Raw genomic sequence first — 25,942 nt, forward strand, 5'->3', positions numbered from 1 at the left:
AAAAGAAATAAGAAAATTAAGTGGTTTTAATCTTTCTTTTCTCCAATATACTTTTGATGATAAAGAATAATCCAAGAAGAACAAACGGAATACTCAGTAGCTGTCCCATATTCAAAATCATTCCGTGCTCAAATTCTACCTGATCCACCTTGATAAACTCAATCAGGATTCTCATAATGAAGATCAGCAGAATACTGATTCCAAAATAAAATCCTTTTCCGATCTTAAAAATATTCTTCTTATAAGTAAAATACACCGCAAGGAAAATAATAAAATAAGAGATGGCCTCATAAAGCTGGGCAGGATGTCTCGGAAGATCATCCACCTGACGGAATATAAAAGCCCATGGAACATCAGTAGGAATTCCTATAATTTCAGAATTCATAAGATTAGCCAGTCTGATGAAAGTACCACCCAACGGAAGTACAATTGCTATAGCATCCAGAACCGTCATGAACGGGATAGAGTATTTTCTTGCATAGATGAGAAGCATAATGACCAGACCTATACCGCCACCATGACTGGCAAGACCTGCAAATCCTGTAAAATGGTAGACTCCATCCGGCCCTTTCTGAATTGGTAAAAAGATTTCAAGCGGGTGCTGTGAATAATAATCAAAATCGTAAAAAAGGCAGTGTCCCAGTCTTGCACCTACCAGAATTCCGATCAGGGCATAGGAGAATAAAGCCTCATGTGCCTGAGTGCTGAGACCTTCTTTTTTATAAATTCTTTTTAAAATATTGAGTGATAAAACAAGTCCCGCAAGGAATAATAATCCGTAATATTTTATGGGAAGTCCTAAGATATTTACGATTTCGGGATTAATATCCCAGTTGATGTATAATAAATTCATTGCCGCAAAGATAAGAAAATAGGATTTTCTGAACAGAATGGTGATGCTTTATAACGGTATATTTTGATTTATAGCGTATTACATACTGTCACGGAAGAAAACCATCCCTATAAGAATGAATATAATTTAAAATGATTCTTGATGAAATATTGGGTAACTTTAACCTACCACCAAAATAAAAGTTATGCATCATCCACTGGAGAAACATTATGTAAACAGGGTAGGCTGGCTTCGTGCAGCGGTATTGGGCGCGAATGACGGTTTGTTATCTACTACAAGTATCGTTATAGGAGTTGCGGCTGCAGAGCCGGAACGTCATATCATTATTCTTGCTGCATTAGCAGGGATGATTGCCGGGGCAATGTCTATGGCAGCGGGTGAATATGTTTCTGTAAGTTCTCAGGAGGATACAGAAAAAGCAGATTTACTCCGTGAAAAACGCGAGCTTGAAGAAATGCCCGAAATAGAGCTCAGAGAATTGGCCAAAGTATATGAAAAAAGAGGCTGTACTAAAGAAACAGCCATGCAGGTAGCTATTGAACTTACAGAGCACGATGCTTTGGGAGCACATGCCCGTGATGAACTCGGAATTAATGAAATAACGCAGGCTAAACCTTTGGTAGCAGCAATGGCTTCATTCGGCTCATTTGCGGTGGGAGCCTTATTGCCATTTTTGGTGTCTCTTTTGGCTCCTCTTAAAGAAATGGTGTATTTCCAATATGGCTTTTCAATTATATTTTTAATGCTTTTAGGGGCAATCTCTGCCAGAGCAGGAGGTTCCAGTATTAAAATAGCTGTATTGAGGATTTGTTTCTGGGGAACCGTGGCGATGGGAATTACAGCATTTGTGGGGCATATTTTTGGAGTCAATGTAACGTAAAGACTAAAAACAGATTATTTAAATAAAAATATGACCACCTGTGTTTTGCAAGTGGTCTTTTTCTATTTGTGTTGATAGAATTTTGCCTGAAAAGGTAAATGGGAACTTTTACCTTTTTTCAATGGATTAATCAATACGAACGACGTTGATTGTAAACGGAGCTATAATATTGGTTGAATTGGGTGTTGATCCGAAAGTAAGTGCCTGAAATGAAAGAACCTGACCTGCATTCATTTTTAGTAATGTAGTATTTGTGCACGTAACAAATGAGGGTGCTCCGGATGCTTCAGGCAGGGAAACTTTAGTATTGGTAAATGACTGCTGAATCCCGTTCAGACTAATCTGGGCATATCCTAAATACCCGTCTCCACCATCTTCTGTTGCTCCTCTTTGAGGATAATTAATTACAAAATCAACCTTATATAATCCTGTTGCAGAAGCAGTAAAAGTATTACCCGTCATTTCACTGAGATTATCAAAAGTTTTTGCTGATGTTGCTGTATTTACAAAAGTATTGTTTGTTGTAATGACTACTATTCCGGTACCTCTTGCAGCGCTGATGCTTGATGAGTTTTGTAATTGTACAACACCTGTACTGTTCACGGTTAAGCTTCCCGCAGTTCCTGAAGAAGTCTGTAACCCTTCCAGTCTTATTGGGTTCGTAGCATTAATGTGGAGTTTATTGGTTGCTGAAGATGTTCCGATTCCTACATTTCCTGATATGGGATTGATTCTCATTCTTTCAATCAAACCGCCTCCGGTAGAATTTCCAATGTAAAAATCTTCTTCCGAACCATTAGTGAGTGTTGAACCCGTTCTTACAGATCCTAATGCCCAGTTTCCGCCTCCTGAAGAAGGTCCGTTATTGGTAAAACCAAGCAATGAAAAATTTCCTGCGGCCAAAGCAGAAGTGTTTCTTAAAGTAACAATTCCGTATTGGTTGGTTCCTGCAGTAGCATCAATCAGATTGTATCGGTTTGAAACTGGAGTGGTGGACACTAAATGGAATCTTGTTTCAGGAGAGCTTGTTCCCAATCCGACTCTGTGATTGGCTCCATCTACAGAGAATGTAGTACCGTCAATAGAGAAGCCATTGTTGGCGGTGGTTGTAAATGTCAGAGTATTGGAGTTTTGAGTCACAACTCTGTTACCTGAAAGACTTCCGTCTGTATTGTAAAGATTCATGGCAAAAGGAACCCATTGAAATCCGGTAAAATAATAATATCCGATGCTGTCAATGCTGCCAACTTCTGCTATACTCGGCGTCGTACCGGTGGGTGAAGTAACGTCTGTGATATAAACAATAGCCCCTTTCTGATCAATACCATAAGTTCCGAAGTCTTTTGATGCTAATTGTTGCTTGGAAACTCTGGGAGGAAGAATACCATCCCTCATATTGGTGTTTGTACTTCCTACAACATCTAAAGTTGCCTGTGGATTGGCGGTGTTAATCCCTACCTGTGCATGTGTAATTACGATTGTACTGCATAACGTGATCAGAGAATAAAAACGTTTAATTTTCATATTTAAGTTTATTTTAGTTTTTATTTTGTTGGTGTTTGTATTTTAAAATAAATGATTTTAATAAAAAATGATGAACTAAGCCACAAATTTATTTTTATTTTAGGTCTTATGATTACGTATAAATACTGCATTGTATGAAAAAATGCCAGCTGAAGTAGTTTTTTTTGTAAGGATGGCGTGTATTTGTGTTGGAATATGAGCTTTCAGTTCCCGAACATCCTTCGTTAATATTCACACTCCGGGAACTGTTAATGAAGTATCAGTATATTATATTTGTAACCCACCTTCAAGCTTCCCGTGAAAATACAGAAGTAATGGTGAGCGGCAAGGTTAGAAAATCAAAATTACAGCCTGATATAGCAGGATATACTTATTATGAATTAGAAATTGAAGAATTTAAATTTTAACCAGCTTTATGTTAATAACTTGTTTTTATAAAAGTCTTATTGCTGTTTACTGTTTCTCTTTGGGCTTCTCTTAAAAAATGGTGTATTTACAGTATGGATTTTCAATTATATTTTTAATGTTTTTAGGGATAGTTTCTGGCAGAGTCGGTGGTTCCGGTATTACAATAGCGGTATTGAGGATTTATTTCTGGGGAATTGTGCGATGGGAATTACAGCTTTAGTAAGAAAGCTTTTTGGAGTAAATGTAGCATAAATTTTTACTAGGATATGGTTAATTGTTAGTAAATCATTAATTGTTGAAATATCTAAATATGAAGGTTTTTGTCTTTTGATTTACAGGTGTTTATGTGTAGTGATGTATGTTCGATATGCTCTTGATGTATTTGTGATGTATTGGTAATTTTAATCTGAATGTTGGTTTGTACTTAATTTTGGTTACGAATCATTTAAAACCAATTTTATGAGAAAAAAATTACTACCCTTGGCTTTATTATTTACTTTTTGTAAAATGTATTCGCAAGTAGGTGTTAACACGACCACTCCTGCTGCTACATTTGATATTACTGCCAAGAATGCTACAGGTGTTTCTACCAATGTGGATGGTGTTTTAATTACCCGTTTAGATCGGCAGAGAGCCCAGAGTATGACTGGAGTTCCTGTTTCAACCTTAGTGTACGTAAACAGTATTGCTACCGGATCACAAACGGGAAATGCTATCAATATTGATACTGTTGGTTACTATTATTATAATGGAACAGCGTGGGTAAAACTTCATAATCCAACCAATTCAATAGCTGCTAATATTTACAATGCGGATGGTACCCTTACCGGTAACCGTACCGTTTCGCAGGCAGGTAATACATTAGCATTTACCGGAACAGCTACCAATGCTTTTTCAGTAGATAACACAACCTTTTCAGTAGATGCCGCTAACAACCGCGTTGGTGTGGGTACATCTTCACCGGATACCAAATTGACGATCAGTACACCTGATGGCTCTTTCGGATTGAATCACACCAATGGTACAATCAACCTGAAAACGTACATTGGAAGTGGGTCAGGTTATTTGGGAACCACTACAGCAAATGATCTGAGCCTGATTACCAACAATACGGTAAGAATGACTGCCACTTCCACCGGGAGTGTAGGGGTTGGGACGCCTACTCCAAGCGCAACGCTTGATGTTCTTAGTAAAGGGGCTACTAGTGCAACCAAAGCCCTGGAGATTAATGATAATACGAATAAAGAATTATTACAGGTGGCAGATGACGGAACGGTTCGTCTTGAGAAATACAAAGACATCGGGGTACTAGGGACTGATGCTAACGGCTATCTGGTAGATGGAAGCAACCTGAATATCCCTACTATTGCTACAGTAGGTTTTGCTAATACATCTGCTAATCAGACAGCAAATACTCCTTATTTAGTAGCTTTTACGATTAATAAAAATAATACCGCCAATGTAACCTACAGTAGTGGCAATTTTACCATAAATAAAGCAGGATATTATAATTTTTCAGTTTTTGTAAAATATGACATCTCCATGAACTCCCCAACAGGAGGATCTGCTAAAACAGAGCTCTTTAAAAACGGTACTGCGTTTACATATAGTCTTTCGGGGCATGGGGATGGAACAACAGATGTAGGGCATAATCTGGCGGGAACACAGTTTTTTAATGTTGGAGATGTTGTTAAGGTTACAGGACTTTATACCAGAACTTTTAGAATAACTCAGGGATCAATGACTATTGTATATTATGGTACTTAGTGCAGTATTTCATTGAGTATAATATATAAATAAAAACCTCTGAAAATCAAATGATTTCAGAGGTTTTTTGTACCCATAACCGAAGAGATAACGAAACATTTGGTAGAAGATTTGGAAAGAATTGTAGAATTACATAATCCTGTCAAGTGACCTTAACGAGCGTATCTTCAAACACTTTTATAGATGATTTGGTTAGATTAAGTCAAATTAAAAATGAATTATAGCCCACCATTTTATCAAGCAAATTCTGTTAAACTTTTTGTTTAATGTAATTTAATAAGCGAAAATTTTAGAAATTAGTATTTAAATAGTAAGTGTTTATTTGGCTGTTGCGGTCTTTTAATCATAACCAAATAAATATCGAAATATTTAATGGAAGATTTGGAAAAAGGCTTGAAAAAAGAAAAAAGGTGAATGGCTATCTATCTATCAGTATCCTTATTTATTTTCACTTTCTTCGCACAACCTGTATTTAATATATTTGTTAATTTTATACCATAAAGTAAAATAAATTTTTGCTGTTTATACTATTTAATTAATAACAATGAAAACAAAATTATTCTTATTGTTTCTTATCTTTAGTACTGTTTTTTTTTATTCTCAGGAAAATCCCACAAAAAAACAAATCGACAGTATAACCACTGCTCTCCGCTAATCAAACTTCTGATTACATGACCGATTGGGCAACTGGAATTTTCGGAAAAGAACACGCTGCAGAAATTGCAGAGCTAGTATCAAAATATTCAAAATATAATTTGATGAGAAAGCCGGAAGTACAGGATCCGAGTATTTTCAGTTTTGTCAATTACCACGAAGCCGAAAAGGTACAAAAGAGGTGGCAGGATCTTACCGCAAGAGCAGAAGCTTTGGAAAAGGAAATGCCGAAAGAGGCTTTGGATGCTTATTATCAACTAGTGCTTTATCCTGTTAAAGCTTCAGCTGGTGTGGCAGAGATTTATCTGGCAGCAGGACGTAATAATCTTTATGCTAAGCAAGGTCGGGTAAGTGCTAATGATTATGCCAATCGTGCCCGCGAACTTTTTGAGCTGGATAAAAAACTGAGCACCCGTTACAATGATTCTATTGCTGGCGGCAAATGGAAAAATATGATGAGCGACGTACATTTGGGTTACCAACACTGGTCGATGCCGAAGGAGAATAGTTTGCCTCCACTTGATGAGGTTACCCTGTTGGCTTCACCTTCATTGGGTGTTGCAGTGGAAGGTAGTACAAATGCTTGGCCAGGAACAGAAGGAAAAGCAGAGCTGCCCCAATTTGACATTCTTGACAAGCAGCATTATTATATCGACATCTTTAACCGTGGAAAAGGGCTACTAAACTTTACAGCCAAAGCGGATAAACCGTGGATCAGATTAAGTAATGCTAAAGGAAGCACAGAAACCGAACAACGCCTATATGTAGATATCGACTGGAAAAAAGCTCCTGAAGGCAAAGGAAGCGGCTTGATTGAAATTAATCAGAATAATACTAAAGTACCGGTAGTTATAAATACGTTGAAAAAAGTGACACCAGCAGGCAAAACTGATTATTATGGTGGATTTTCCGGTGAGTTTTCTATTCCCGCGAATAAATTCAGTTTAAAGATAGCAGGTGATAATGCAGAATGGATCGTATTGCCTGGCTTGGGAAGAGCTGAAGCCTGTATGGGTATTTATCCTACAACAGCACCAAGCTCAACCCCTGAAAAGACACCTCGATTGGAGTATCAGATTTTTCTGCCTGAGTCCGGTTCCACAACAGTATTGCTTGGAATTCTACCAACTCAGGATAACAACCCGGGCGGCGGATTAAGAATAGCGGTTTCTATTGATAACGGTGACCCTGTTATACTCGATGCCAGAAAGGGATACCACGATGAATTTAAAGAGTATACAGCTGAGAATCTCAGCCGTTCAAAAAACCTCAAACCACTGCCGGATTTCGGTCATAATTACGCTCTAATTTCCCGTGAAAAGCCCCGCCGTACTGAAGTATTTGATAACCAGCGTTGCTGGATGCAGCACTGGATGTGAAAAAAGCGGGTATTCATACTTTGAAAATTTATATGATCGATCCTGAAGTCGTATTGGAGCGTATTATAGTTAACCCTAATGATAAGTACCCAAGTTATCTTGGAGCGCCCGAGAGAAATTGATTAACTGATGGTTTATTCTAATAGTTCAGAAACTTTCTAAGATTTAAGTTAAATGGCGCCATCCTTCTTCACTTGGCGCCGTTTGTCTGTTTGTGCTCCCCATACGAGCATATCTTCCAACACTTTTATTTATGATTTCCTTCGTTTGAGCCAAATCAAAAAGGAATTAGTAATTCCGATTTTAATATTTAAATACTTCTAGTTGTAAAGTTTTTTGCAAATTACTTTTTTAGTAAATGTAATAATCCAATATAAACAAAAAAGATTTTATTGTTATGATTTGTTATATTTAAATACCGTACGGTACTTTTAATCAATTTACTACATTCGGGCTGCTTGAAAATTCTTTGTAAGTATACACATTGTAAGGATAGATTTTCTTTGCCAGTATTTTAGAAATAACACTACTGATGAATAAAGGAAACAGCAATAGATATCCAGACGGTACGATACTGGAAATAATAAACATGGCAGTAAGAGGGGCATGAATAGCTGCGGAAAGCATGGCAGCGGCTCCAAATAACGCAAAGTTAATAACCACAAGATGGGTACCTAAATAATGGTTGCAGAATTGGGCAAAAAATACCCCTAAAAACGCACCTGTAACAATACTCGGGGCAAATACACCGCCGTCACCGCCTGCGCCGAGAGTGAGGGAAGCCGCCAATGGCTTTATGAAGATGAGCAAAACCAGAGGAATTAAATATGCGAGATTAACAATGTCGTACGAACTACATTCGAGGATTTTACCAAGTCCGTGATAACTATCACCATATAAAGCCGGAAGAAAAAATATAAATACCCCAACAGTTATGGCGCCTAAATTTACGCGGATGAAATTGTTGTTAATCCCACCAAAAAAAGTTTTTGCGTAGATGACAATTTTTGTAAAATAAAGGGCAAATATACCTCCGATTAAACTTAGTATCACAGCAAAAGGTATGGATTGCCACCGCCAATCCTGTACCTTAAATGTAAATAGTGGATTTGAGTCATAAAAATGTACAAATAGATGAGCTACAATCATCGAACTTATTCCACTGATCAGTAAGGTTTTATTGTATTTACGTGCAATAACTTCAAATGCAAATAGAAAACCGCCCAACGCACTTCCAAAGAGTACGGTTACACCCGCTATAATACCTGCACATATCAGCTCCGTTTTGTAGGCCCATGCACTATGCAAATGTTTGTAGGCCTGATTACCAACTGTTGCGGTGGCAACTACTGTTGATACTTCGACTCCTGTAGATCCTCCAAAAATCACCGTTAAAAAGCCATTAATGCAATGAGAAGGTATTTTAAAAAAAGGAAGATGATCCTTTCTTGTTTCCAGGGTTGTATATATTTCTTTAATTCCTTTATTTTTTCTGTTCTGAAAGAAATATTTACGTAGGAAATAGATTGCTGTAATGCCTACACTTGGTAAAAAGATTAACAATTTGTTTTCCGTGGTTATAATTTCTTCAAAGAGGTATTCCTGTACCTGTCCTGTCAAATGTTTTAAAGTATAAGATATAAGACAACAGATAATACTAACGATAATAGATATCCCGATTAATTTGACATAGCTGGATCTTATTATTTTCTTTCTGTACGCTGTATTGCCTTGCATAACTATTTTAGTTTTAAAGAAGATGTAAAGGTAATGGTTATTTTTTGAAATAGTAAAATTTGCTTGTTACTATATACTACCTGTTTTTATTATAGTTTAATCATGCTTTTATTTAAACAATCCAAATGAAATTTAAATAATTCATTGATTCATAAACTGAAGGTCCAACCGATCAAGGCAACGATATACTTAATTTTTTGTTTTAGTTATCAATTCTGTCTGTTTGCAACGTTGGAATTTTAGATAACTGTTAAAAATGGATGTTTTTTAATTTTGTGACGGATGTAAAATTGCACATTTAGTTAGCTTCTTTAATTTTAGTCTTGAATAATACACACTATTAAATAAAGAAAAACTAAATTAGTTGTACAAAGAAATTGTTATGCCTAAAAACGATTCAATTACATTAAATAGAATGGATTACAGCAGTGGGATTGCTGTTGGTATTTGGAACGGATCTACACCAGGTATTATAAAAGCACTTTCACCCCACAGGCACGACCATTATACTTGCATGCTAATTGAAGCTGATCAGCTTGAAGTTGTATTTGATTTTAAGCATTTAACAATGCCGGTGGGGACACTTTTTATCTCTCCTCCTGGACAAGTTCATCAGATTCTAGAGACTCTTAGCGCAACCGGTTGTTATTTGTCTTTTGAAAGCCGTCATATCGGTAGAACGGCACAAACCAGTTTGGATAATTTGTTAGAGGGAACCTTGATTATCGCTCTCTCCAATAATGAGCGTGATTGGTTTAGAACAATCTTTGATTCAATGATGAAATTACAAGATCTGAACGATAGCGCTTACAGGCAAGTTGAAGAACCATTGCTTTCAGCTTTTATTGAACAGGCAGTTTTATGCTACAAACGCCAATCATTCATTAATTCCGAAAGTATCAGTCTACGTTCTATCAGTCTCACGAAGGAATTCAGGAATCTTGTAAAATCACATTTCCGGAGTATAAAGCGTCCATCTGAATTTGCAGAAATGCTTAATATAACTGTTGGACATCTAAGCGATACAGTAAAAAAAGTAACCGGTTTATCCGCTTCCGAACATATACAAAAGGAAGTGATGAATGAAGCGCAAAGATTGCTCTACTATACGGAAATAAGCATCAAGGAAATTTCCTATCAGCTAGGATATCAAGATACCAAATATTTCATCAGGCTGTTTAGTAAAAAAGCAGGTTGCTCGCCAAGTGAATATCGGAAGAAATACGCTGAAAACTCAGACCAAACCTTAGATCATTAAGATTGTTCCTTATTTTGTCCACCTTTTACCTTAATTTGTGAGTGGCGTTGCATATGCCAATTGCTCAATTTTGTAAGACAAAAAAATTACTTCTAAAGAAAATTTAAGTCTTATGATTGGACAGAATTTTGTTGAAAGCTCATTATTCTCATTGTCAAAAACTCCCGAGGGAATAGTCGACTCTTTTCTTGCTCATATGAATTCTTTCCATACGGAGACTATGCTTCGTTTCTATGAGGAAGATGCAATCTTTATTAATGATAACGGTGAGCCTCGGAGAGGAAGATTGGAGATTGCGCGAGAATTGGACTGCTTCTTTAAATTCGGATTGCCAATCAAAATTACAACAAGGAATGTTTATGTAGATGGTAATCTAGCATCACTAATCTTGGACTGGAATATAGCAGGTATTGCGAATAATGGTGAAAAAATATGTATGCGAGGAACATCTAATGATTATGCTAAAAGAGGAACCGATGGATATTGGAGATATTGGTTTGAAAATCCCTTTGGTGTTCAAGTGCGTAGCTTATTTTAAAAACTTTACAATATTAAATAAATCAGATATGAAAATTTTAGTAGTAGGGGGTACAGGTCTAACAGGGAGGCTTGTAACTAACAAATTGGAAAAACTTGGTCATAAAGTAGTAATTGGTTCGTCATCACAAGGTGTAAATATCCTTACTAGTGAAGGGCTTCAGAAAGCATTGACCGGAACTGAAATAGTAATCGATCTATCAAATTCATCTTCTCCCGAAGGAGAAAATGCACTTCAATTTTTTGAGACTGCGGGAAAAAATCTTGTCAAAGCAGAATTGAATGCTAGTGTTAAGCATCATATCATTCTATCAATTGTAGGAACAGATGATGCATTGGAAATCGGTTATCTTAGAGCAAAAAAACTTCAAGAGGATACTATTAAAAACTCAGGTATACCTTACACTATAATTAGGTCAACACAATTTCACGAACATGTGGAAGCCATCATCCAAGTTCAGGGAGAAGGGGATAAAGTTTTTGTTTCGAACTTAGACTATCAACCAATTGCACTTGATGATGTTGCCGAGTTCATAGTACAATTTTCTTTGGAAGAACCTAAAAATAACACCATTGAAATTGCAGGACCAAGACGAGGCAAAATGGAGGCTTTTGTCTCTGAGTATATTCAAATTACCGGTCAGGATAAAAAAGTGATTATAGACAATGAAAATAAGTATATGCATTTTGTTGTTCCTACTTCACTTTTAGTCCCCGCTGGTCAGTACTCCGCTGGTCAGGTACTTTTTGAGGATTGGGCACTTGAAACATTTAAAAGCTAAACCTTTAAGTATATACTTTAGCTTTCGATAATTCTAAAATTTAAATGCAGATCTAGTTGGTCTGCATTTTTAATTAAAATGGTAAGCTGATCCATTTTTTATCAGATTCAGATTCATCAATTTTACAGATCACAGAACGAAAATTATTGAACAAATGAACGATCTCAATTGCAGTAAAATTATCAAAGAAAATTCCAAGGTTTTATCTTGGAATGATGATATCCAAGTGATGTATTATCAGACTTCTAAGGAAATTATCAGAGCTAATATGTGCGTTCACATGAATATGATTAGCATTGTTCTGCAAGGTACAAAGGAGATTTTGGGATGTGGAATGAAGAGGGTTGTTCCGGCAGGTTCTGGTTTTTTTATGAAAAAAGGTTCTTATCTGGTTTCTGACAAAATCGAAGATGAAGAAAAAGATTACGAATCAATAATTATCTTTTTCTCTGATACTTGGCTCCAATCCCAAATAGATACAATATTCGATTGTAAAAATACTTCGGACACACAAGGCGAAGACTGTCTTAACGGAGATATTGCGTTGCTTGAGGAGGATAAATTAATGAATTCGGTGATTGATCAGCTTAAATCTTATTTCGAGTTAAGTCAGGATAAAGAGCGTTTACAGATTTTATTGCCATTTAAAATCAGAGAGTTATTTCAGATCTTGATTTCTGCCCCAAATGGTTATCATTTTGAAAAACGATTACGCAGTCTTGATAATCATCATAATCCCGATTTGGTCGTATTAATGCAGAATAACTACAAAGAGAATATTTCTCTTGAGCAATATGCTTTTCTTGCCAATTGTAGCTTGTCAACATTTAAAAGAAAATTTATGCAGACCTTTAAAACAAATCCCGGAAAATGGATTATGCAGCGTAGATTGGAAGAGTCGTACGAATTATTAAAAAAATCAGAAAAGAACGTTACGGAAATAGCATATGAAGTCGGCTTTGAAACTCCCGCTCATTTTATAGCATCATTTAAACAGAAATATAGAAACACACCGAAACAGTTGCAAAAGCAACTTTAGCACAAAATCATTCTAAACTTTTCACGATAGTTTTTGAACTTTTTAAGAAATCAATTCATTCAAAACAAGCTGAACTTTGTCTTATAAATTTAAAACAATGAAATTGTATTATTTTACAGACCCAATGTGTTCCTGGTGTTACGGTTTTAGTCCGGTGATGAAAAAACTGAAAGAAAGCTATCCGAATATTGATTTACAGATTATTTCAGGAGGTTTTGCACCGGGAAGCACACAGAAAGTGACAAAAGAGTATAAAGATTTCCTAGCATATCACTGGAGAAGCGTAAGTCTTCGCAGTGGTCAGTATTTCGACCATTCGATGAAGTTTGTTTCTGATAGTTTTCATTATGATACAGAGCCTTCGAGCAGGGCCTTAGTAGTAGTCCAAAGGTTTTTACCGGAGAAAGATTTCGAATTTTTAAGCCTGATGCAAAAATCGTTTTATGTGGAAGGAAAAGATATTACCAATGATGGGGTTTTGGCAGAATTAGCAGAAGAACTTGGAATTGAAAAAAAAACTTTTTTAGAAGGATTTCATTCGGAAGAGATAAAATTGAAAACTGCTCAAGGATTTCAATTTAGCAGGCAATTAGGCGTTAAGGGATTTCCAACTTTACTGACTTTGGAAAACGGAACTGTGAAAGTTTTGACTCATGGTTTTCAGTCTTTTGAAAGTTTAAAAGAAATTATTGAGGAAAGGTTGACAACAATGTTTATCCCGGAATCTTTTAGCGGGCAATCTTGTTCGGATATTTCCTGTGAATGTTGAGAAGATGAGTCGGCTAATATCTATTAACAGTGGATTTAGCCGACTTTTTTAATCTGTTAAAACTGCAATTATGAAAAAGCAAAATTTTTCTTCACTGATTGAAAAGATTCAGAAAAATCTCCATAAAACACTTCCAGGAGAAAAAGCACATCAAATAATGGAAGCTCTTTCTGCAAGTTATCTGACTTTAAGACCAACACGAAAAACGCGGAAAAGCGCGGTTTTGATGCTTTTATATCCAATCGATAATGAAATTTATTTCCCTTTGATTTTAAGGAATTCTTACGATGGTTTTCATTCCAATGAGGTTGGTTTTCCAGGAGGAAGATTTGAGTTGACTGATGAAAATCTTATCCAAACTGCACTTCGTGAAGCAAAGGAAGAAATCGGAGTAAATTCTGATGAGGTCAAAATTTTAGGAATATTAACCGAAATATTTATCGGCCCAAGTGATTTCAATGTCTTACCTGTAGTTGGTTATGTTCCATATCGGCCAAATTTTAAACCTGATTCTCGGGAAGTACAACAAATTTTCGAATTAAAGTTGGAGTACTTTTCAGCCCCCAATATTATCGGTTGCAGTGAAATCAGTATTCCCGGAGATTTGGTGACAACGCCTTATTATGAAGTTGATAACCATAAGGTTTGGGGTGCAACAGCTAAAATAATTGTTGAACTTTTGACCGTACTGAAACTTTAGTATTTACTTCTGTTTTGCAAGATAGTCTGTAAACTGTTCATTCAATAACTCACATTCGTGCTGCAATATTCCCGATTCAATTTCAGGCCTATTTCCCCATTTGGGAACCGTTTCCGTTTCAAGAATTTTAAATTCAGAAGATTGTCCGCCAACAAAAGGAACAGAAACTCCAAAGACCAATTTCGCAATTTTATGATGTCTGATAAGATAGGAACACATTATGCAAGGCTCGTGAGTTGAAAACATAACAGATTCCTCCAAAACATCTCTGTAACCATTTACTAAAGCATCTTTTACCGCTAAAATTTCTGCGTGTTGCGTAATATCTCCGCTTGATTTTCCGGATTCAATTCCTCTGCCTATAATTTTGTTTTCAAAAACCAAAAGAGATCCGACTGGCGGATTTCCTTTTTCCAAAGCTTGTTTTGCAAGTTCGATGCATTCAAGCATGTATTGATTGTAATTATTCATTTTTATTTTAATTAGATTCTGCTCCTCTGTTGAAACCGATAGTATTTCTATAAATCTGTGGTGAAACATCTGTTTTATTCTTAAAAAGCCGACTAAAATAATATTCGTCCTCATAGCCCAATTCGTAGGCAATTTCTTTAATTGTTTTGTCTGTAAGATACAATTCTCTTTTAGCTTCGATAATAATTCGTTCCGTAATTAAATCAGAAAGGGTTTTATTGAAATGATTCTTTGTAATTCTTGCCAGTGAAGCCGGAGTTTGATTCAATAAATCCGCATAATCACTGGCTGAATGTTTAGTTCTGAAATTATCTTCAATCGCATTTTTAAGATTTTGAATGATAAACTGCTGCTTAATATTTACCGTTTCAAAATTTTGAATCGTTTGCTGTTCCAGTTTAATTCTTGTCGCCGTAACCAGCAAAATTTTTAAATAAGAAATCAAAACTTCATCCTTTCTGAAAGCATCGTTTTTAAGTTCATTAGCAATTCCGTTAATCAAATTTAAAATGGAACTCTTACTAAATTCGTTTAAACTAATAAACGGCTGTTGATAAACATTATTGAATAAAATTCCATTCGCTGCAATTTCCTTATGATGCCTGTAAATACAGAAAAAATCGTGGTGAAACTGTATCGAAATTCCCATAATCGGCTTCGCAGACTGTAGCATAAAAGGCTGATACGGATAAAATGCAAACAGCGTATTTTCCTTGAAAGAATAATCGCAAAGGTCAACCGTCGCAACGCCTTCTCCCGAAGTAATCAGGATTAAAGTAAAATAATTATTCCGCTGAATATGGTCAAAATAGCTGTTGTTATCAAACTCAAAAAGTTTGAAAGCCAGATTTCCGTTTTGCTCGTTCACGAGAGTATAGACAGATTGTGATAGCATTGTTTCTGCAATTTAATTATTATTTTTAAATCAAAACTGCCCTTTAAAAATTTCAAAGAGCAGTTTTAAGACAAGATTAGAAAATCAAAATATCGTAACCCTCATTTCTCAGGTTAAGGAAACTTGGCAAACCAGGTGTTCCAGGAACCTCGTTTTCGTTCAATAACTCGTACCCGGAAATTTCCGTCCCAAATACTGCTACACAACCTTTCGAAAGACCATGAACATAATCTTTCACTTCATTGTAAAGCCCGTGAACAGGATGGTCTGCTTTTTCCAATTGTTCCGGCCATCTGATTCCTGTTCCCTGAAAAATAATTTTCACATCTTCACCCGCGTGCTTGAATTCGTAAGCCGAAGCCAAAGCGTTGAACACTCTTCCTAAAGCTTCTTCCGATCCAGACTTTGGGTCAGAAAGAATAATAATTGCTGTCTTTTTCATTGTATAAAAATTTAATTTACACTGCAAAGATGTGGGAATAAAGTACGCTAAAGAATGGATCATTTCTACTTTGTAATGGAGATTTTTTTTAGTTGGTCCTTTAATATTCATAGAAAAGCGAACTTTAGTTAAAAAGTTCGCTCAAAGTAAAATTCAAATTTATTATGATCCGGGTTTTACAAAAGTTTGCCAGCCTCGCATCGTTTCAATAAAACGTTCACTCAGTCCGCCTTCACGAAGAAAACCGGCTGTTACAGGCAACTGTGGACTGTCATACAACGGATTCGCTTTTACCTGAAGCGGAAAATCCCTCTGAAGGATTCCAGCTCTGGCAATCAACACAAAATCACAACCTTCATCCAGTAATTCTCCGGCCCGCTGTGCGCTCATAATTTTTCCGGCTGCACCCAGGCGAACGCCTTTTCTTGGAAGCTCTGTAAAAACACTCAACATCGTTTTGCCTTTAAAACTTCCTTCCCTTACAAGCTGAGCCGAATCCCAAAGTGCCAAATCCAGATAATCAATCAATTCTTTATCAAAAATTTCGGTGGTAATTTCACGTAATTCTTCCAAACGAAGTCCGTATCGTTCAATCGACAAGCGCCATCCAATCTGAAAATCATTTCCACAAGCTTTGCGAATTCCTTCAATCACTTCAATGGTGAATCGTGCCCGGTTTTCTATACTTCCTCCATATTTATCGGTTCGGTCATTCAGGTTTGGTGAGAGAAATTCAGACAAAATCCAACCAAAAGCACCGTGAACAGAAACGCCATCAAAACCAGATAATTGCGCCCTTTTTGCCGCTTCAATAAAACTGTCACGAATTCTTTCCACGTCTTCGGTTGAGATTGCTTTAATATCTTTCAATGTTTTGCTTGATGCAGGAGCCGGAATTCCTCCAAACTCTGGTTTGGCTCGGTGTCCAGCGTGATGAAGCTGTACAGCCGATAAAGCTCCCCCTCCACGAATAGCTGTTGCCATTTTCGTTAATCCAGGTAAATGTTTATCACTGTGAATTCCCAACTGCCGTTCAAATGCAATGGCTCCGGCTTCTACTGTAGATGCGCTGGTTTGGATTAATCCGTAGCCGCCCTTTGCCAATTGTTCCATCCATATTTGGTCGTATTTGGAGGCTGTACCATCAAAATCACTTTGCTGACTGGTCAGGGGAGCCAACATAAAACGGTTTCTCATCGGCGAACCGTGCAGAAAAGTGAGGGGTTTAAATAAATCAGAAACAGACATTTTGTATAAATTTTATGGTTTTACTTATCAATTTTATCTGTTACAAAGTTGGATCTTTACAAGGTCTTTAAAAATGGATTATTTTTACGTTGTAATGGATGTTTCTATAAGATTGGTTTATTAACACACTAGTTATACTTTAAATTAAATTCTTTTAATAATAATATCTACAGATCGAATCTAAAGGATGCAAATTTTACTAAATTATCTAATGAAAATAGTTGTATTTTTATAGAGAGTATGTAAAACTATTTTATATTTTTGTTAATAGATTTTGGAAGTCTGTTTCATTTTTACTGGATTTTCCTGTTTGGCAATGTAACTTTCTTATATCTAAATAAAAGACATTAACATCTTTATATCTTATTAAATGAATATTATGAAAAACAAATTCACAAGACTTACAGAACAACAGTTGGCCAGCAAATGCAATTTCATTGAAAACTATTTGGCATCTCAAAATGCCGCAAGTGGAGCAATATTTGACTCGAACGCGAATGTTTCCACCAAAAATATTGCAACCATGGAAGCAGAATTGAACAAAGATATCAACATCCAGATCAATCGCAATCTTATTGGTAATAAGATAGAAGAACTCTTTGGAGCAAGCCTTGCCAAAGAATATATAAGACAGTTGGAAGAACATGAAATCTATGTTCATGATGAAACAAGTCTAAAACCATACTGTGTAAGTGTATCCATGTATCCGTTGCTTTTGGACGGATTGACAAAGCTTGGTGGCGAGTCTAAAGCCCCCAAACATTTGGGCAGTTTCTGTGGCTCCTTTGTGAATTTTCTTTTTTCAGTATCTTCACAATTCGCAGGTGCTGTGGCGACCGTGGAATTTCTGCTGTATTTCGATCACTTTGCAAGAAAAGATTTTGGTGAAAATTATATTCAAACACATGCCGAAATGATTGAAAATGAGCTTCAACACGTTGTATACGCTATCAATCAGCCGGCTGCAGCCCGCGGTTACCAGTCCGTTTTCTGGAATATTTCCTTGTACGACAGACCTTACTTCGATTCAATGTTCGGAACATTCTTTTTTCCTGATGGAAGCAAGCCTGATTATTTCTTTTTGGACAGACTTCAGCAATTTTTCATGCAATGGTTCAATAAAGAACGTTGCAAAGCAGTACTCACATTCCCTGTAATTACGGCAGCAATGCTCACTAGGGACAAAAAAGTCTATGATGAGGCCTTTGCAGATTTCTGTTCAAAAGAGTTGAGCGAAGGAAATTCATTCTTCATTTATCAGTCCGAAAACGCTGATTCTCTGGCAAGTTGTTGCAGACTGAGAAACGAAATATCAGACAATACATTCAGCTATTCTTTGGGGGCAGGAGGAGTATCTACAGGAAGCATCAATGTAATCACCATCAATATGAATCGTCTTTATCAGAAAGAAATTCCGTTAGAGACAATGATTGATAATATTCATAAATATCAAGTGGCTTTCAGAAGTCTTATTCAGGATTATAAGAATGCGGGAATGCTTCCGGTATACGATGCGGGTTTCATTTCTCTTGACAAACAGTTCCTTACCATTGGGATCAACGGAATGGTGGAAGCTGCAGAATTTCTGGGCATTGAAATTTCAGATAATGAGCGCTACAAAAACTTCATCAATGAAAATCTTAAACTGATTTTTACGAAAAATAAAGAAGCCAAAGAAAAATATGGATATATGTTCAATACAGAATTTGTTCCTGCCGAAAACCTGGGTGTAAAAAATGCCAAATGGGATAAAGAAGACTGGCTGTACGTTCCGAGAGACTGCTACAATTCTTACTTCTATATTGTTGAAGATGAAAGCCAAAACCTAATCGATAAATTCTTCCTTCACGGAAACGAGTATATACAGTATCTTGACGGAGGCTCTGCTTATCATTGCAATCTTGAAGAATATCCTACCCAGGAAGGTTTTAAAAAACTATTGAATGTGGCTGCGTATACAGGATGTAATTATTTCTGCTTCAATATAAAAGTGACGGTTTGCAATAGTTGCGGTTATATCAACAAAAAAACGATGGATCACTGTACAGAATGTCAGTCTGATGATATTGATTACGCTACACGTGTGATCGGTTATCTGAAAAAAGTCACCAACTTCTCTAAAGATCGCCAGAAAGAAGAAAAAAGAAGATATTACGGGAATGCTGAAGTATGATAGCTATGATATTGTTCTGCAGGAAATTCCTGATGAGGTTTCACTATGTCTTACCATTACAGGCTGTCAATTAGCGTGTGAAGGTTGCCATTCAGAACATCTGTGGAATCCTGAAAACGGAACAGAGCTTACTCATGATATTTTTCGGAATTTAATCACGAAATATAAAAAAACGATTACCTGTGTTCTTTTTATGGGAGGGGAATGGGCAGATTCTGAACTCATTGCTCTGATTTCCATGACAAAAAGAGAAAAGCTAAAAGTCGGTCTTTATACCGGATTGAACGAAAAACAAATGAAAAGGAAACATCCGATTTTACTGGAAAATCTGGATTACTTAAAAACAGGGAAGTGGATCGCAGACTTGGGAGGACTTAACAGCATAAGCACCAATCAGGTATTAAAAGATCTCACCACGGGAAGGATTTTGAATGGCTATTTCCTTAACAATAAATAAATCGAAAAAGTACTGTTTTACAGTACTTTTTTATGGTTCTAGATTGGATTTTAGATCTATGATGTAAATCATGTTTGTATTAAATATTTGATTTTCAGTTGAATATGGTGTGTATTCTTCAAAAATTATTTTGAATGAATTAAAATAAGATATTTTTGTCTTATTTTAATATCTGATTACTGTATCTTTGTTACAGAGATTAATTCTGCATGCAACTAAGTGAATGACCATTAAAAACTTATACAGATGTTCAGCATTTTCACAAAGATCAATAAAAAAGCATTTATTAATGCCATCATTGCCACATTAGTGGTCATTGCCGTTACGGTAATAGGATCGGTAAATCTACAGAATTTTGATGCCGCTTTGATCATTTATTTCTTCGGAACGATCAGCATGACTTTCGGAGTTGTCTATCATCATTCGGTATGGAAACAGCGTCCGGCAACACAGAAATACTGGAAGCGTACCTGGGAATTTATTTTCAGTAAAGATTACCCGGTTTATGTAAAAGAAGTGATCCGTTTATCTGTTCGTAACATCATTTTTCAGAAATTCATCGCTCCAAGAGGTAAAACGCGTTGGTTAGGACATTTCCTTTTAGCTACAGGATGTCTAATCTCATTTATGGTCACATTCGGACTTACATTTGGATGGCTGCACTTCACCTTAAAACCAGGAACCATAGATCAGTATGAAACCCATATGATGGGCTTTATTGTGATGACATTTCCTCTCGATACTGCCATAGCCGTTTTCTTTTTCCATATTCTGGTTTGGACCTCGATCATGGTTATCGTGGGTTGTCTCATTATGATGCACAGAAGATTCGTGGATGAAGGTCTTATCGCTACCCAATGGTTTGAAAGAGACTGGCTTCCTTTGATCTTATTGGTAGCTGTTTCTGTGACAGGATTGGGAATTTGGTTTGATTATACCTATCTCGAAGGAAAAATGAGTCAGTTTATGGCTATTACCCATGCCATTACGGTAGCTATGTTCCTTATGTGGATCCCTTTTGGAAAGTTCTTTCACATCTTTCAGCGACCAGCACAAGTGGGAGCAAATATCTATAAAATTGAAGGAAAACGAAGGGGAATGCAGGTTTGTCCGCATACAGGCGACGAATACACCACAAAAATGCATATTGATGACCTGAAGGAAATCACAAAAAAAATGGGCTTTGATTTAGTACGCGAAGATGGCAAAAGCTATTTGGATTACAGCCCCGAAGGAAAAAGAGCAATGCTAGCCAAAGCGCACCTTAAAGCAAGACAAGAATCAGGAAAATATTTTGGTTAAAATAGAATAAAATGGCAAAATTACCCGTATCAGCTGACGAGATCATCAATATATTTGGCCCACATCAACACTATCCTAACAAAGGAACTGTACGATCAAATCCACAAAATCCCGATGCATTGATAAAAACGCATTGTTGTTTTTGCGGTTTGCAGTGTGGAATTCAACTAAAAGTAAAAGACAAAAAAGTTGTTGGCTTTGAACCCTGGAATGATTTTCCGTTCAATGAAGGAAGACTTTGTCCGAAAGGAGTTCAGCGATATATGCAGGACAATCACCCCGATCGTTTGCTTTCACCTTACAAAAGAGTGGATGGAAAAGGTTTTGTTCCGATCGAATGGGATGAAGCGTATGACGTAGTGGTGAAAGAGATTAGAAGAATCCAGGAACAATACGGAAAAAATTCTTTTGCTATGCTTTCCGGGGTATCCCTTACCAACGAGAAAAGCTATATGATAGGGAAATTTGCCCGTGTCGCTCTGAAAACTGCCAACCTTGACTATAATGGCCGCCTTTGTATGGTGAGTGCCGGAGCAGGAAATAAAAAAGCTTTTGGGATGGATAGATCTTCCAACAGTTGGGCTGATCTGGCTCATGCAGAAGTAATCATCATTACTGGAGCCAATGTAAGCGAATGTTTTCCTGTTTTAACACATAAAATCTGGGAAGCCCGCGATAACGGAGCAAAATTAATAGTGATAGATCCGCGTCAGATCCCGATTGCAAGAACTGCAGATATCCATTTGCCAATTAAACCGGGAACAGATTCAGCACTTACCAATACTATGCTGAAAGTTTTAATTGATAACAATTGGCTCGACCATGATTTTATCAATAATCACACTTCAGGATTTGAAGAAGCTGCCGAAGTCGTGAAAGACTGTACTCTGGAATGGGGAGAAGAAGTAACCGGTGTTCCTGCAGAACTGATCTACAAAGCTGCAGAAATGTGGGGAAAAGCTAAAACCAGTTTTTTGATGCATGCCCGTGGGATAGAACATCACTCTAAAGGTGTTCAGAATGTTTCCAGCTGTATCAATCTGGTGTTGGCAACCGGAAGGATCGGGAAACCGTATTGCGGTTACGGAACGATTACAGGACAGGGAAATGGGCAGGGCGGAAGAGAGCATGGTCATAAATGTGATCAGCTTCCCGGAAACAGAGACATTGAAAATCTAGAACACAGAAGATTTGTTGCTGATATTTGGGGCATCAAAGAAGAAGATATGCCGGGAAAAGGCCTGAGTGCTTATGAGATCATTGAAGCCATCAATCGTGGAGAGATCAAAGGTTTATTATCGATATGTTTCAATCCATTGGTTTCATTACCGAATAACAATAACGTTCGTGCAGCACTGGAAAAACTGGAATTCTATGCTGGAATCGATTTCTTTTTATCAGAAACCTTACGTCACGCCAATATAATTCTTGCAGGCTCCTTGCAGGAAGAAGAAGAAGGAACCACTACATCGGCAGAAGGAAGAGTGATTAGAATTAGAGCTGTGGTAGCTCCTCCGGGAAAAGCTAAGCGTGACAGCGAAATCATTATGGAACTGGCACGAAGATTAGGTGAAGGCGATAAATTCAGCTATAAAAACAGCGAAGAAACCTTCAATGAACTTAGAAGAGCTTCCAAAGGCAGTGCGGCAGACTATTACGGAATCACGTATGGAAGAATAGAAAGAAATCTGGGGATTTTCTGGCCTTGCCCTAGTGAAGAACATCCCGGAACTCCAAGACTTTGGGAAGATAGACAATTCAATACAAATGATAAAAAAGCACATTTTAATCCGACTCCATACAAAAAACCAATGGAGGAGCCGGATGAAGAATATCCGATTGTATTGACAACAGGAAGAGTAGTAAGTCAGTATTTAAGTGGTTCACAGACAAGAAGAATTGGAAAGCTGGTAGATATTTATCCAGAACCATTACTTGAGATCCATCCTAAATTGGCTGCACAATATGGCATTCAGGAAAATGACCTGATCAAAGTGTCTACCCGAAGAGGAAGTGCCTTGTTCCCTGCAAATGTGGTGGAAACAATCAGGGAAGATACTGTTTTCATCCCCTATCACTGGGGCGGTGTGAATTCTGTCAATCAGTTGACCATTGATGCTTTAGATCCTGTTTCAAAGATACCGGAATTTAAAGTTTGTGCCTGCAAATTGGAGAAAACAGGGCGTAAAAAAGGAGAAAATTCAAAAGAATTGGCTAACCAAAGTAGAGATATTCAATATTAAATTTTAAAAAGATTATGGCGGAACAGTTTGAAAAATTTAATGATATGGAATTCTTCGTTGATATGCAGCGCTGCATCGGCTGTCACTCGTGTGAGATGGCTTGTGCAGAATGTGAGACTAACGGAGAAACCTCGATGATTCATATTCATTATGTAGACAGGGCAGAAACTGTTCAGACCACCGTGCAGGTGTGTATGCATTGTGAAGATCCCATTTGTGCGAATGTATGTCCCGCAGATGCTATTACAAAAGATGAATATGGTATTGTGCATACCGCAGATACATCAAAATGTATCGGATGTGCGAATTGTGTTATTGGTTGTCCGTTCGGAGTTCCGCAGATTCCGGATCAAAGTGCGATGCTAATGATGAAGTGCAATATGTGCTACGACAGGACCAGTACGGGTCTTAAACCTATGTGTGCAACAGTTTGTCCCAGTGGGGCCTTAACCTTTGATACCAGAGAGAATGTAACGAAGAAAAGACCGAACAGCACACCTGTGAACCGCTTTATTTTCGGGAAAGAAGTCGTAAATACAAAAGTAAATATAATGATGCCGAAAGGCAGCGAAGAATTAAAAGTTTTTTAATCATACTAACATGTCAGAAAATCATAAAAAAATCCCCGCCTGGAAAGCCGATTTTCCTATTAAAAAACGTGAGGCAGCATATGTTTCTAGAAAAGAATTCATCAAACTGATCACTTTTTTCTCAGGCACTTTGGCATTTGCCAATGTAGCCGTTCCATTGTTTAATTTTTTCAGAAAAGAGAAAGAAATAAAACCCTATTTTATAGGATTAACGACCGATCTACAGGTGGGAGGAATGAGAACGTTCTATATCAATGAAGATCATCGTAATCCCTATATGCTTATCCGTCTCGCAGAAGATACATGGAAAGTTTTTGAACAAAAATGTACCCATTTGTCATGTTCTGTGCTATACAATCATAATGAACAGCTGATCGAATGCCCTTGTCACCACGGGTTTTTCAATCCGGATGACGGATCTGTTATTCAGGGACCGCCACCGAGACCGCTTCCGCAGTTAAAGGTCGTGATCAAAGAGGATAAAATATATGTGACGGATTTTGAAAAAGAAACCGAAGAAAGCCACGGATAAGTTCAACACAAAAAATTACCGAGATGTCAGTACGAAAGAAACCTATTAAAAAAGTAACATTCAGAATCAATGAAATGCTTGTTGCCATTATCAGCGTCTATATTCTGCTGGTAAGTCTGCAAATGTGGCTTTTGTTTGGAACGATCAACAAGGCTTTGGATAAAGAAAACCTGGACTTTGCAGCCTATTCGGCAATTGGATCAGTGATTATATTTCTGTGTACACTTTTCTTTTTGAGATATGTACCGGATATTCCTACAGGACAGATTAAAAAATCAGAAGAGGAGAATGACAATGCCTATTGATTTGATTGATTCTTTTGGCAGAAAACACGATTACTTGAGGCTTTCCATTACGGACAACTGTAATTTCAGATGTCTATACTGTATGCCCGATGAACCGTTCAAAAGTACATCATCCGTAGAACTGATGAGCAGCCGCGAAATTTTCGAAATTGCAAGGGTTTTTGTTCATCATTATGGGATTAACAAGATCAGAATCACAGGGGGAGAACCTTTGGTAAGACATGATTTTGAAAATATCATCCGACAGATTTCCAAGTTAAATGTCAATACAGGAGTTACAACCAATGGGGTTTTGCTTCATAAGTATTTTGATGCGCTGGAAGAATGTAACGTTAAAAATCTCAATATCAGTATTGATTCTCTGGATCGCGAAAAGTTTAAATACATTACCAAAAGAGACCTGTTTCAACCCGTTTGGGACAATATCAAAGAAAGCATCAGAAGAGGGTTTAATGTAAAACTGAATATGGTGGTAATGCGGGGTTTCAATGATGATGAGATCCCGGAATTCATTGCCTTATCCCATCATTATCCGATAGAGTTGAGGTTTATAGAATTTATGCCATTCACCGGAAATTCTTGGGAAAAAGCAAAAGTGATTCCGGTCGCGGAAATGCTTGATTTGGTTTCACAGCACTTTACGTTTGAAAAAATAACGGATCAGAAAAATGATACATCCAGAAAATATCGGATTAGTGAAGAAAGCAAAGGAGTTTTCGGACTGATCTCTACCATGAGCAATGCTTTCTGTGCTGGCTGTAACCGAATCAGGATCACTTCAGATGGGAAAATGAAAAACTGTCTTTTCGGAGCGGATGAATTTGATTTGCTGAAGGCTTTCAGAAACGAAGAAGACCTTCTGGAACTGATTCAATTAGGCATCACCAGAAAGCATAAAGAGAAAGGTGGACAGTTTTCTGAAATGGGAAGTGTAAAAAATCAATCAATTGTTAATCGGAGTATGATAAAAATCGGCGGGTAGTTTTATATTTGGAAA

At 37.0% G+C, this 25,942-nt stretch carries 25 protein-coding genes; 18 read left to right on the forward strand and 7 right to left on the reverse strand.

Annotated features, from left to right (window positions below; genetic code table 11):
• Window positions 1–16: 16 nt before the first annotated feature.
• Window positions 17–853 (reverse strand): prolipoprotein diacylglyceryl transferase, encoded by an 837-nt coding sequence (gene lgt / locus PZ898_RS22175; RefSeq protein ID WP_062676347.1) that lies wholly within the window; start codon window positions 851–853, stop codon window positions 17–19.
• Window positions 854–1,037: 184 nt separating this feature from the next.
• Between lgt and PZ898_RS22180 the strand changes: the two genes are divergently transcribed.
• The gene (locus PZ898_RS22180) at window positions 1,038–1,733 is read left to right on the forward strand and encodes a VIT family protein (RefSeq protein WP_120233025.1); all 696 of its coding nucleotides are present in this window, start codon (window positions 1,038–1,040) and stop codon (window positions 1,731–1,733) included.
• A gap of 126 nt (window positions 1,734–1,859) precedes the next feature.
• On the opposite strand, the gene PZ898_RS22185 is transcribed toward PZ898_RS22180, so the two are convergent.
• Window positions 1,860–3,257 (reverse strand): hypothetical protein, encoded by a 1,398-nt coding sequence (locus tag PZ898_RS22185; RefSeq protein ID WP_277694252.1) that lies wholly within the window; start codon window positions 3,255–3,257, stop codon window positions 1,860–1,862.
• A 251-nt stretch (window positions 3,258–3,508) separates the two neighbouring features.
• On the opposite strand from PZ898_RS22185, the gene PZ898_RS22190 reads away from it, so the two are divergent.
• From PZ898_RS22190 to PZ898_RS22200, 3 genes are all read left to right on the forward strand, one after another.
• Entirely contained in the window at window positions 3,509–3,664 is a 156-nt protein-coding gene (locus PZ898_RS22190) for a hypothetical protein (RefSeq protein ID WP_157885800.1), read from the forward strand.
• Window positions 3,665–4,124: 460 nt separating this feature from the next.
• Window positions 4,125–5,432 carry a hypothetical protein gene (locus PZ898_RS22195; RefSeq protein ID WP_277694253.1) on the forward strand — a complete coding sequence of 436 codons (1,308 nt, stop codon included), beginning with the start codon at window positions 4,125–4,127 and terminating at the stop codon, window positions 5,430–5,432.
• Between the two features lie 671 nt (window positions 5,433–6,103).
• Window positions 6,104–7,465 carry a hypothetical protein gene (locus tag PZ898_RS22200; protein WP_050009545.1) on the forward strand — a complete coding sequence of 454 codons (1,362 nt, stop codon included), beginning with the start codon at window positions 6,104–6,106 and terminating at the stop codon, window positions 7,463–7,465.
• 435 nt (window positions 7,466–7,900) lie between these two features.
• Here PZ898_RS22200 and PZ898_RS22205 read toward each other — a convergent pair whose 3' ends face one another.
• Complete coding sequence (locus PZ898_RS22205; RefSeq protein ID WP_317163056.1) at window positions 7,901–9,085, reverse strand: chloride channel protein; 1,185 nt, start codon at window positions 9,083–9,085, stop codon at window positions 7,901–7,903.
• Window positions 9,086–9,584: 499 nt separating this feature from the next.
• Here PZ898_RS22205 and PZ898_RS22210 point away from each other — a divergent pair, with 499 nt between their 5' ends.
• From PZ898_RS22210 to PZ898_RS22235, 6 genes are all read left to right on the forward strand, one after another.
• On the forward strand, window positions 9,585–10,460 hold the full coding sequence (locus tag PZ898_RS22210; RefSeq protein ID WP_083862182.1) for an AraC family transcriptional regulator: 876 nt from the start codon (window positions 9,585–9,587) through the stop codon (window positions 10,458–10,460).
• Between the two features lie 112 nt (window positions 10,461–10,572).
• Entirely contained in the window at window positions 10,573–10,998 is a 426-nt protein-coding gene (locus PZ898_RS22215; protein ID WP_050009546.1) for a nuclear transport factor 2 family protein, read from the forward strand.
• Window positions 10,937–11,779 carry an NAD(P)H-binding protein gene (locus PZ898_RS22220; RefSeq protein ID WP_277694254.1) on the forward strand — a complete coding sequence of 281 codons (843 nt, stop codon included), beginning with the start codon at window positions 10,937–10,939 and terminating at the stop codon, window positions 11,777–11,779. Before PZ898_RS22215 ends, PZ898_RS22220 begins: the two co-directional genes overlap by 62 nt.
• Before the next feature lie 154 nt (window positions 11,780–11,933).
• Complete coding sequence (locus PZ898_RS22225; RefSeq protein ID WP_227942466.1) at window positions 11,934–12,818, forward strand: AraC family transcriptional regulator; 885 nt, start codon at window positions 11,934–11,936, stop codon at window positions 12,816–12,818.
• A 97-nt stretch (window positions 12,819–12,915) separates the two neighbouring features.
• Window positions 12,916–13,587, forward strand: coding sequence for a DsbA family protein (locus tag PZ898_RS22230; RefSeq protein WP_277694255.1), 672 nt, complete (start codon window positions 12,916–12,918; stop codon window positions 13,585–13,587).
• A gap of 70 nt (window positions 13,588–13,657) precedes the next feature.
• Window positions 13,658–14,287: a CoA pyrophosphatase gene (locus tag PZ898_RS22235; protein ID WP_042721856.1), complete on the forward strand. Its 630-nt coding sequence runs from the start codon at window positions 13,658–13,660 to the stop codon at window positions 14,285–14,287.
• Window positions 14,288–14,290: 3 nt separating this feature from the next.
• On the opposite strand, the gene PZ898_RS22240 is transcribed toward PZ898_RS22235, so the two are convergent.
• The 4 genes from PZ898_RS22240 to PZ898_RS22255 form a co-directional block, all read right to left on the reverse strand.
• Window positions 14,291–14,758: a nucleoside deaminase gene (locus tag PZ898_RS22240; RefSeq protein WP_227942464.1), complete on the reverse strand. Its 468-nt coding sequence runs from the start codon at window positions 14,756–14,758 to the stop codon at window positions 14,291–14,293.
• A gap of 7 nt (window positions 14,759–14,765) precedes the next feature.
• Window positions 14,766–15,653 carry an AraC family transcriptional regulator gene (locus tag PZ898_RS22245; protein ID WP_042721858.1) on the reverse strand — a complete coding sequence of 296 codons (888 nt, stop codon included), beginning with the start codon at window positions 15,651–15,653 and terminating at the stop codon, window positions 14,766–14,768.
• 76 nt (window positions 15,654–15,729) lie between these two features.
• On the reverse strand, window positions 15,730–16,095 hold the full coding sequence (locus PZ898_RS22250) for a DsrE family protein (RefSeq protein ID WP_042721867.1): 366 nt from the start codon (window positions 16,093–16,095) through the stop codon (window positions 15,730–15,732).
• A 162-nt stretch (window positions 16,096–16,257) separates the two neighbouring features.
• Window positions 16,258–17,292, reverse strand: coding sequence for an NADH:flavin oxidoreductase (locus tag PZ898_RS22255; RefSeq protein WP_277694256.1), 1,035 nt, complete (start codon window positions 17,290–17,292; stop codon window positions 16,258–16,260).
• Between the two features lie 430 nt (window positions 17,293–17,722).
• Between PZ898_RS22255 and nrdD the strand changes: the two genes are divergently transcribed.
• From nrdD to moaA, 8 genes are all read left to right on the forward strand, one after another.
• Window positions 17,723–19,516 carry an anaerobic ribonucleoside-triphosphate reductase gene (gene nrdD, locus PZ898_RS22260; RefSeq protein ID WP_120232205.1) on the forward strand — a complete coding sequence of 598 codons (1,794 nt, stop codon included), beginning with the start codon at window positions 17,723–17,725 and terminating at the stop codon, window positions 19,514–19,516.
• The gene (nrdG, locus tag PZ898_RS22265; RefSeq protein WP_042721859.1) at window positions 19,503–19,973 is read left to right on the forward strand and encodes an anaerobic ribonucleoside-triphosphate reductase activating protein; all 471 of its coding nucleotides are present in this window, start codon (window positions 19,503–19,505) and stop codon (window positions 19,971–19,973) included. Before nrdD ends, nrdG begins: the two co-directional genes overlap by 14 nt.
• Before the next feature lie 246 nt (window positions 19,974–20,219).
• Window positions 20,220–21,275 (forward strand): hypothetical protein, encoded by a 1,056-nt coding sequence (locus PZ898_RS22270; RefSeq protein WP_042721860.1) that lies wholly within the window; start codon window positions 20,220–20,222, stop codon window positions 21,273–21,275.
• Window positions 21,276–21,286: 11 nt separating this feature from the next.
• Complete coding sequence (locus PZ898_RS22275; RefSeq protein ID WP_277694257.1) at window positions 21,287–23,518, forward strand: molybdopterin oxidoreductase family protein; 2,232 nt, start codon at window positions 21,287–21,289, stop codon at window positions 23,516–23,518.
• Window positions 23,519–23,532: 14 nt separating this feature from the next.
• Window positions 23,533–24,108 carry a 4Fe-4S dicluster domain-containing protein gene (locus PZ898_RS22280; RefSeq protein ID WP_277694258.1) on the forward strand — a complete coding sequence of 192 codons (576 nt, stop codon included), beginning with the start codon at window positions 23,533–23,535 and terminating at the stop codon, window positions 24,106–24,108.
• 10 nt (window positions 24,109–24,118) lie between these two features.
• Window positions 24,119–24,640: a Rieske (2Fe-2S) protein gene (locus tag PZ898_RS22285; protein WP_042721863.1), complete on the forward strand. Its 522-nt coding sequence runs from the start codon at window positions 24,119–24,121 to the stop codon at window positions 24,638–24,640.
• A 23-nt stretch (window positions 24,641–24,663) separates the two neighbouring features.
• Window positions 24,664–24,945: a DUF6755 family protein gene (locus tag PZ898_RS22290; RefSeq protein ID WP_042721864.1), complete on the forward strand. Its 282-nt coding sequence runs from the start codon at window positions 24,664–24,666 to the stop codon at window positions 24,943–24,945.
• The gene (gene moaA, locus PZ898_RS22295) at window positions 24,929–25,927 is read left to right on the forward strand and encodes a GTP 3',8-cyclase MoaA (RefSeq protein ID WP_277694259.1); all 999 of its coding nucleotides are present in this window, start codon (window positions 24,929–24,931) and stop codon (window positions 25,925–25,927) included. The genes PZ898_RS22290 and moaA overlap by 17 nt, the downstream gene beginning before the upstream one ends.
• Window positions 25,928–25,942: the final 15 nt, after the last annotated feature.

Origin of the sequence: Chryseobacterium sp. WX (genome assembly GCF_029542485.1) — a bacterium.
In the GTDB taxonomy this organism is placed as follows: Bacteria; Bacteroidota; Bacteroidia; order Flavobacteriales; family Weeksellaceae; genus Chryseobacterium; species Chryseobacterium cucumeris.

Excerpts from the sequence above, each read along its gene's own strand:
- PZ898_RS22290 (WP_042721864.1), top strand. The coding sequence starts at position 24,664 with ATGTCAGTACGAAAGAAACCTATTAAAAAAGTAACATTCAGAATCAAT.
- lgt (WP_062676347.1), bottom strand. The coding sequence starts at position 853 with ATGAATTTATTATACATCAACTGGGATATTAATCCCGAAATCGTAAAT.
- nrdG (WP_042721859.1), top strand. The coding sequence starts at position 19,503 with ATGCTGAAGTATGATAGCTATGATATTGTTCTGCAGGAAATTCCTGAT.
- PZ898_RS22250 (WP_042721867.1), bottom strand. The coding sequence starts at position 16,095 with ATGAAAAAGACAGCAATTATTATTCTTTCTGACCCAAAGTCTGGATCG.
- moaA (WP_277694259.1), top strand. The coding sequence starts at position 24,929 with ATGACAATGCCTATTGATTTGATTGATTCTTTTGGCAGAAAACACGAT.
- PZ898_RS22270 (WP_042721860.1), top strand. The coding sequence starts at position 20,220 with ATGTTCAGCATTTTCACAAAGATCAATAAAAAAGCATTTATTAATGCC.
- nrdD (WP_120232205.1), top strand. The coding sequence starts at position 17,723 with ATGAAAAACAAATTCACAAGACTTACAGAACAACAGTTGGCCAGCAAA.
- PZ898_RS22245 (WP_042721858.1), bottom strand. The coding sequence starts at position 15,653 with ATGCTATCACAATCTGTCTATACTCTCGTGAACGAGCAAAACGGAAAT.
- PZ898_RS22180 (WP_120233025.1), top strand. The coding sequence starts at position 1,038 with ATGCATCATCCACTGGAGAAACATTATGTAAACAGGGTAGGCTGGCTT.
- PZ898_RS22275 (WP_277694257.1), top strand. The coding sequence starts at position 21,287 with ATGGCAAAATTACCCGTATCAGCTGACGAGATCATCAATATATTTGGC.
- PZ898_RS22220 (WP_277694254.1), top strand. The coding sequence starts at position 10,937 with ATGGATATTGGAGATATTGGTTTGAAAATCCCTTTGGTGTTCAAGTGC.
- PZ898_RS22210 (WP_083862182.1), top strand. The coding sequence starts at position 9,585 with ATGCCTAAAAACGATTCAATTACATTAAATAGAATGGATTACAGCAGT.
- PZ898_RS22225 (WP_227942466.1), top strand. The coding sequence starts at position 11,934 with ATGAACGATCTCAATTGCAGTAAAATTATCAAAGAAAATTCCAAGGTT.
- PZ898_RS22185 (WP_277694252.1), bottom strand. The coding sequence starts at position 3,257 with ATGAAAATTAAACGTTTTTATTCTCTGATCACGTTATGCAGTACAATC.
- PZ898_RS22200 (WP_050009545.1), top strand. The coding sequence starts at position 6,104 with ATGACCGATTGGGCAACTGGAATTTTCGGAAAAGAACACGCTGCAGAA.
- PZ898_RS22285 (WP_042721863.1), top strand. The coding sequence starts at position 24,119 with ATGTCAGAAAATCATAAAAAAATCCCCGCCTGGAAAGCCGATTTTCCT.
- PZ898_RS22195 (WP_277694253.1), top strand. The coding sequence starts at position 4,125 with ATGAGAAAAAAATTACTACCCTTGGCTTTATTATTTACTTTTTGTAAA.
- PZ898_RS22215 (WP_050009546.1), top strand. The coding sequence starts at position 10,573 with ATGATTGGACAGAATTTTGTTGAAAGCTCATTATTCTCATTGTCAAAA.
- PZ898_RS22190 (WP_157885800.1), top strand. The coding sequence starts at position 3,509 with ATGAAGTATCAGTATATTATATTTGTAACCCACCTTCAAGCTTCCCGT.
- PZ898_RS22235 (WP_042721856.1), top strand. The coding sequence starts at position 13,658 with ATGAAAAAGCAAAATTTTTCTTCACTGATTGAAAAGATTCAGAAAAAT.
- PZ898_RS22280 (WP_277694258.1), top strand. The coding sequence starts at position 23,533 with ATGGCGGAACAGTTTGAAAAATTTAATGATATGGAATTCTTCGTTGAT.
- PZ898_RS22230 (WP_277694255.1), top strand. The coding sequence starts at position 12,916 with ATGAAATTGTATTATTTTACAGACCCAATGTGTTCCTGGTGTTACGGT.
- PZ898_RS22240 (WP_227942464.1), bottom strand. The coding sequence starts at position 14,758 with ATGAATAATTACAATCAATACATGCTTGAATGCATCGAACTTGCAAAA.
- PZ898_RS22255 (WP_277694256.1), bottom strand. The coding sequence starts at position 17,292 with ATGAGAAACCGTTTTATGTTGGCTCCCCTGACCAGTCAGCAAAGTGAT.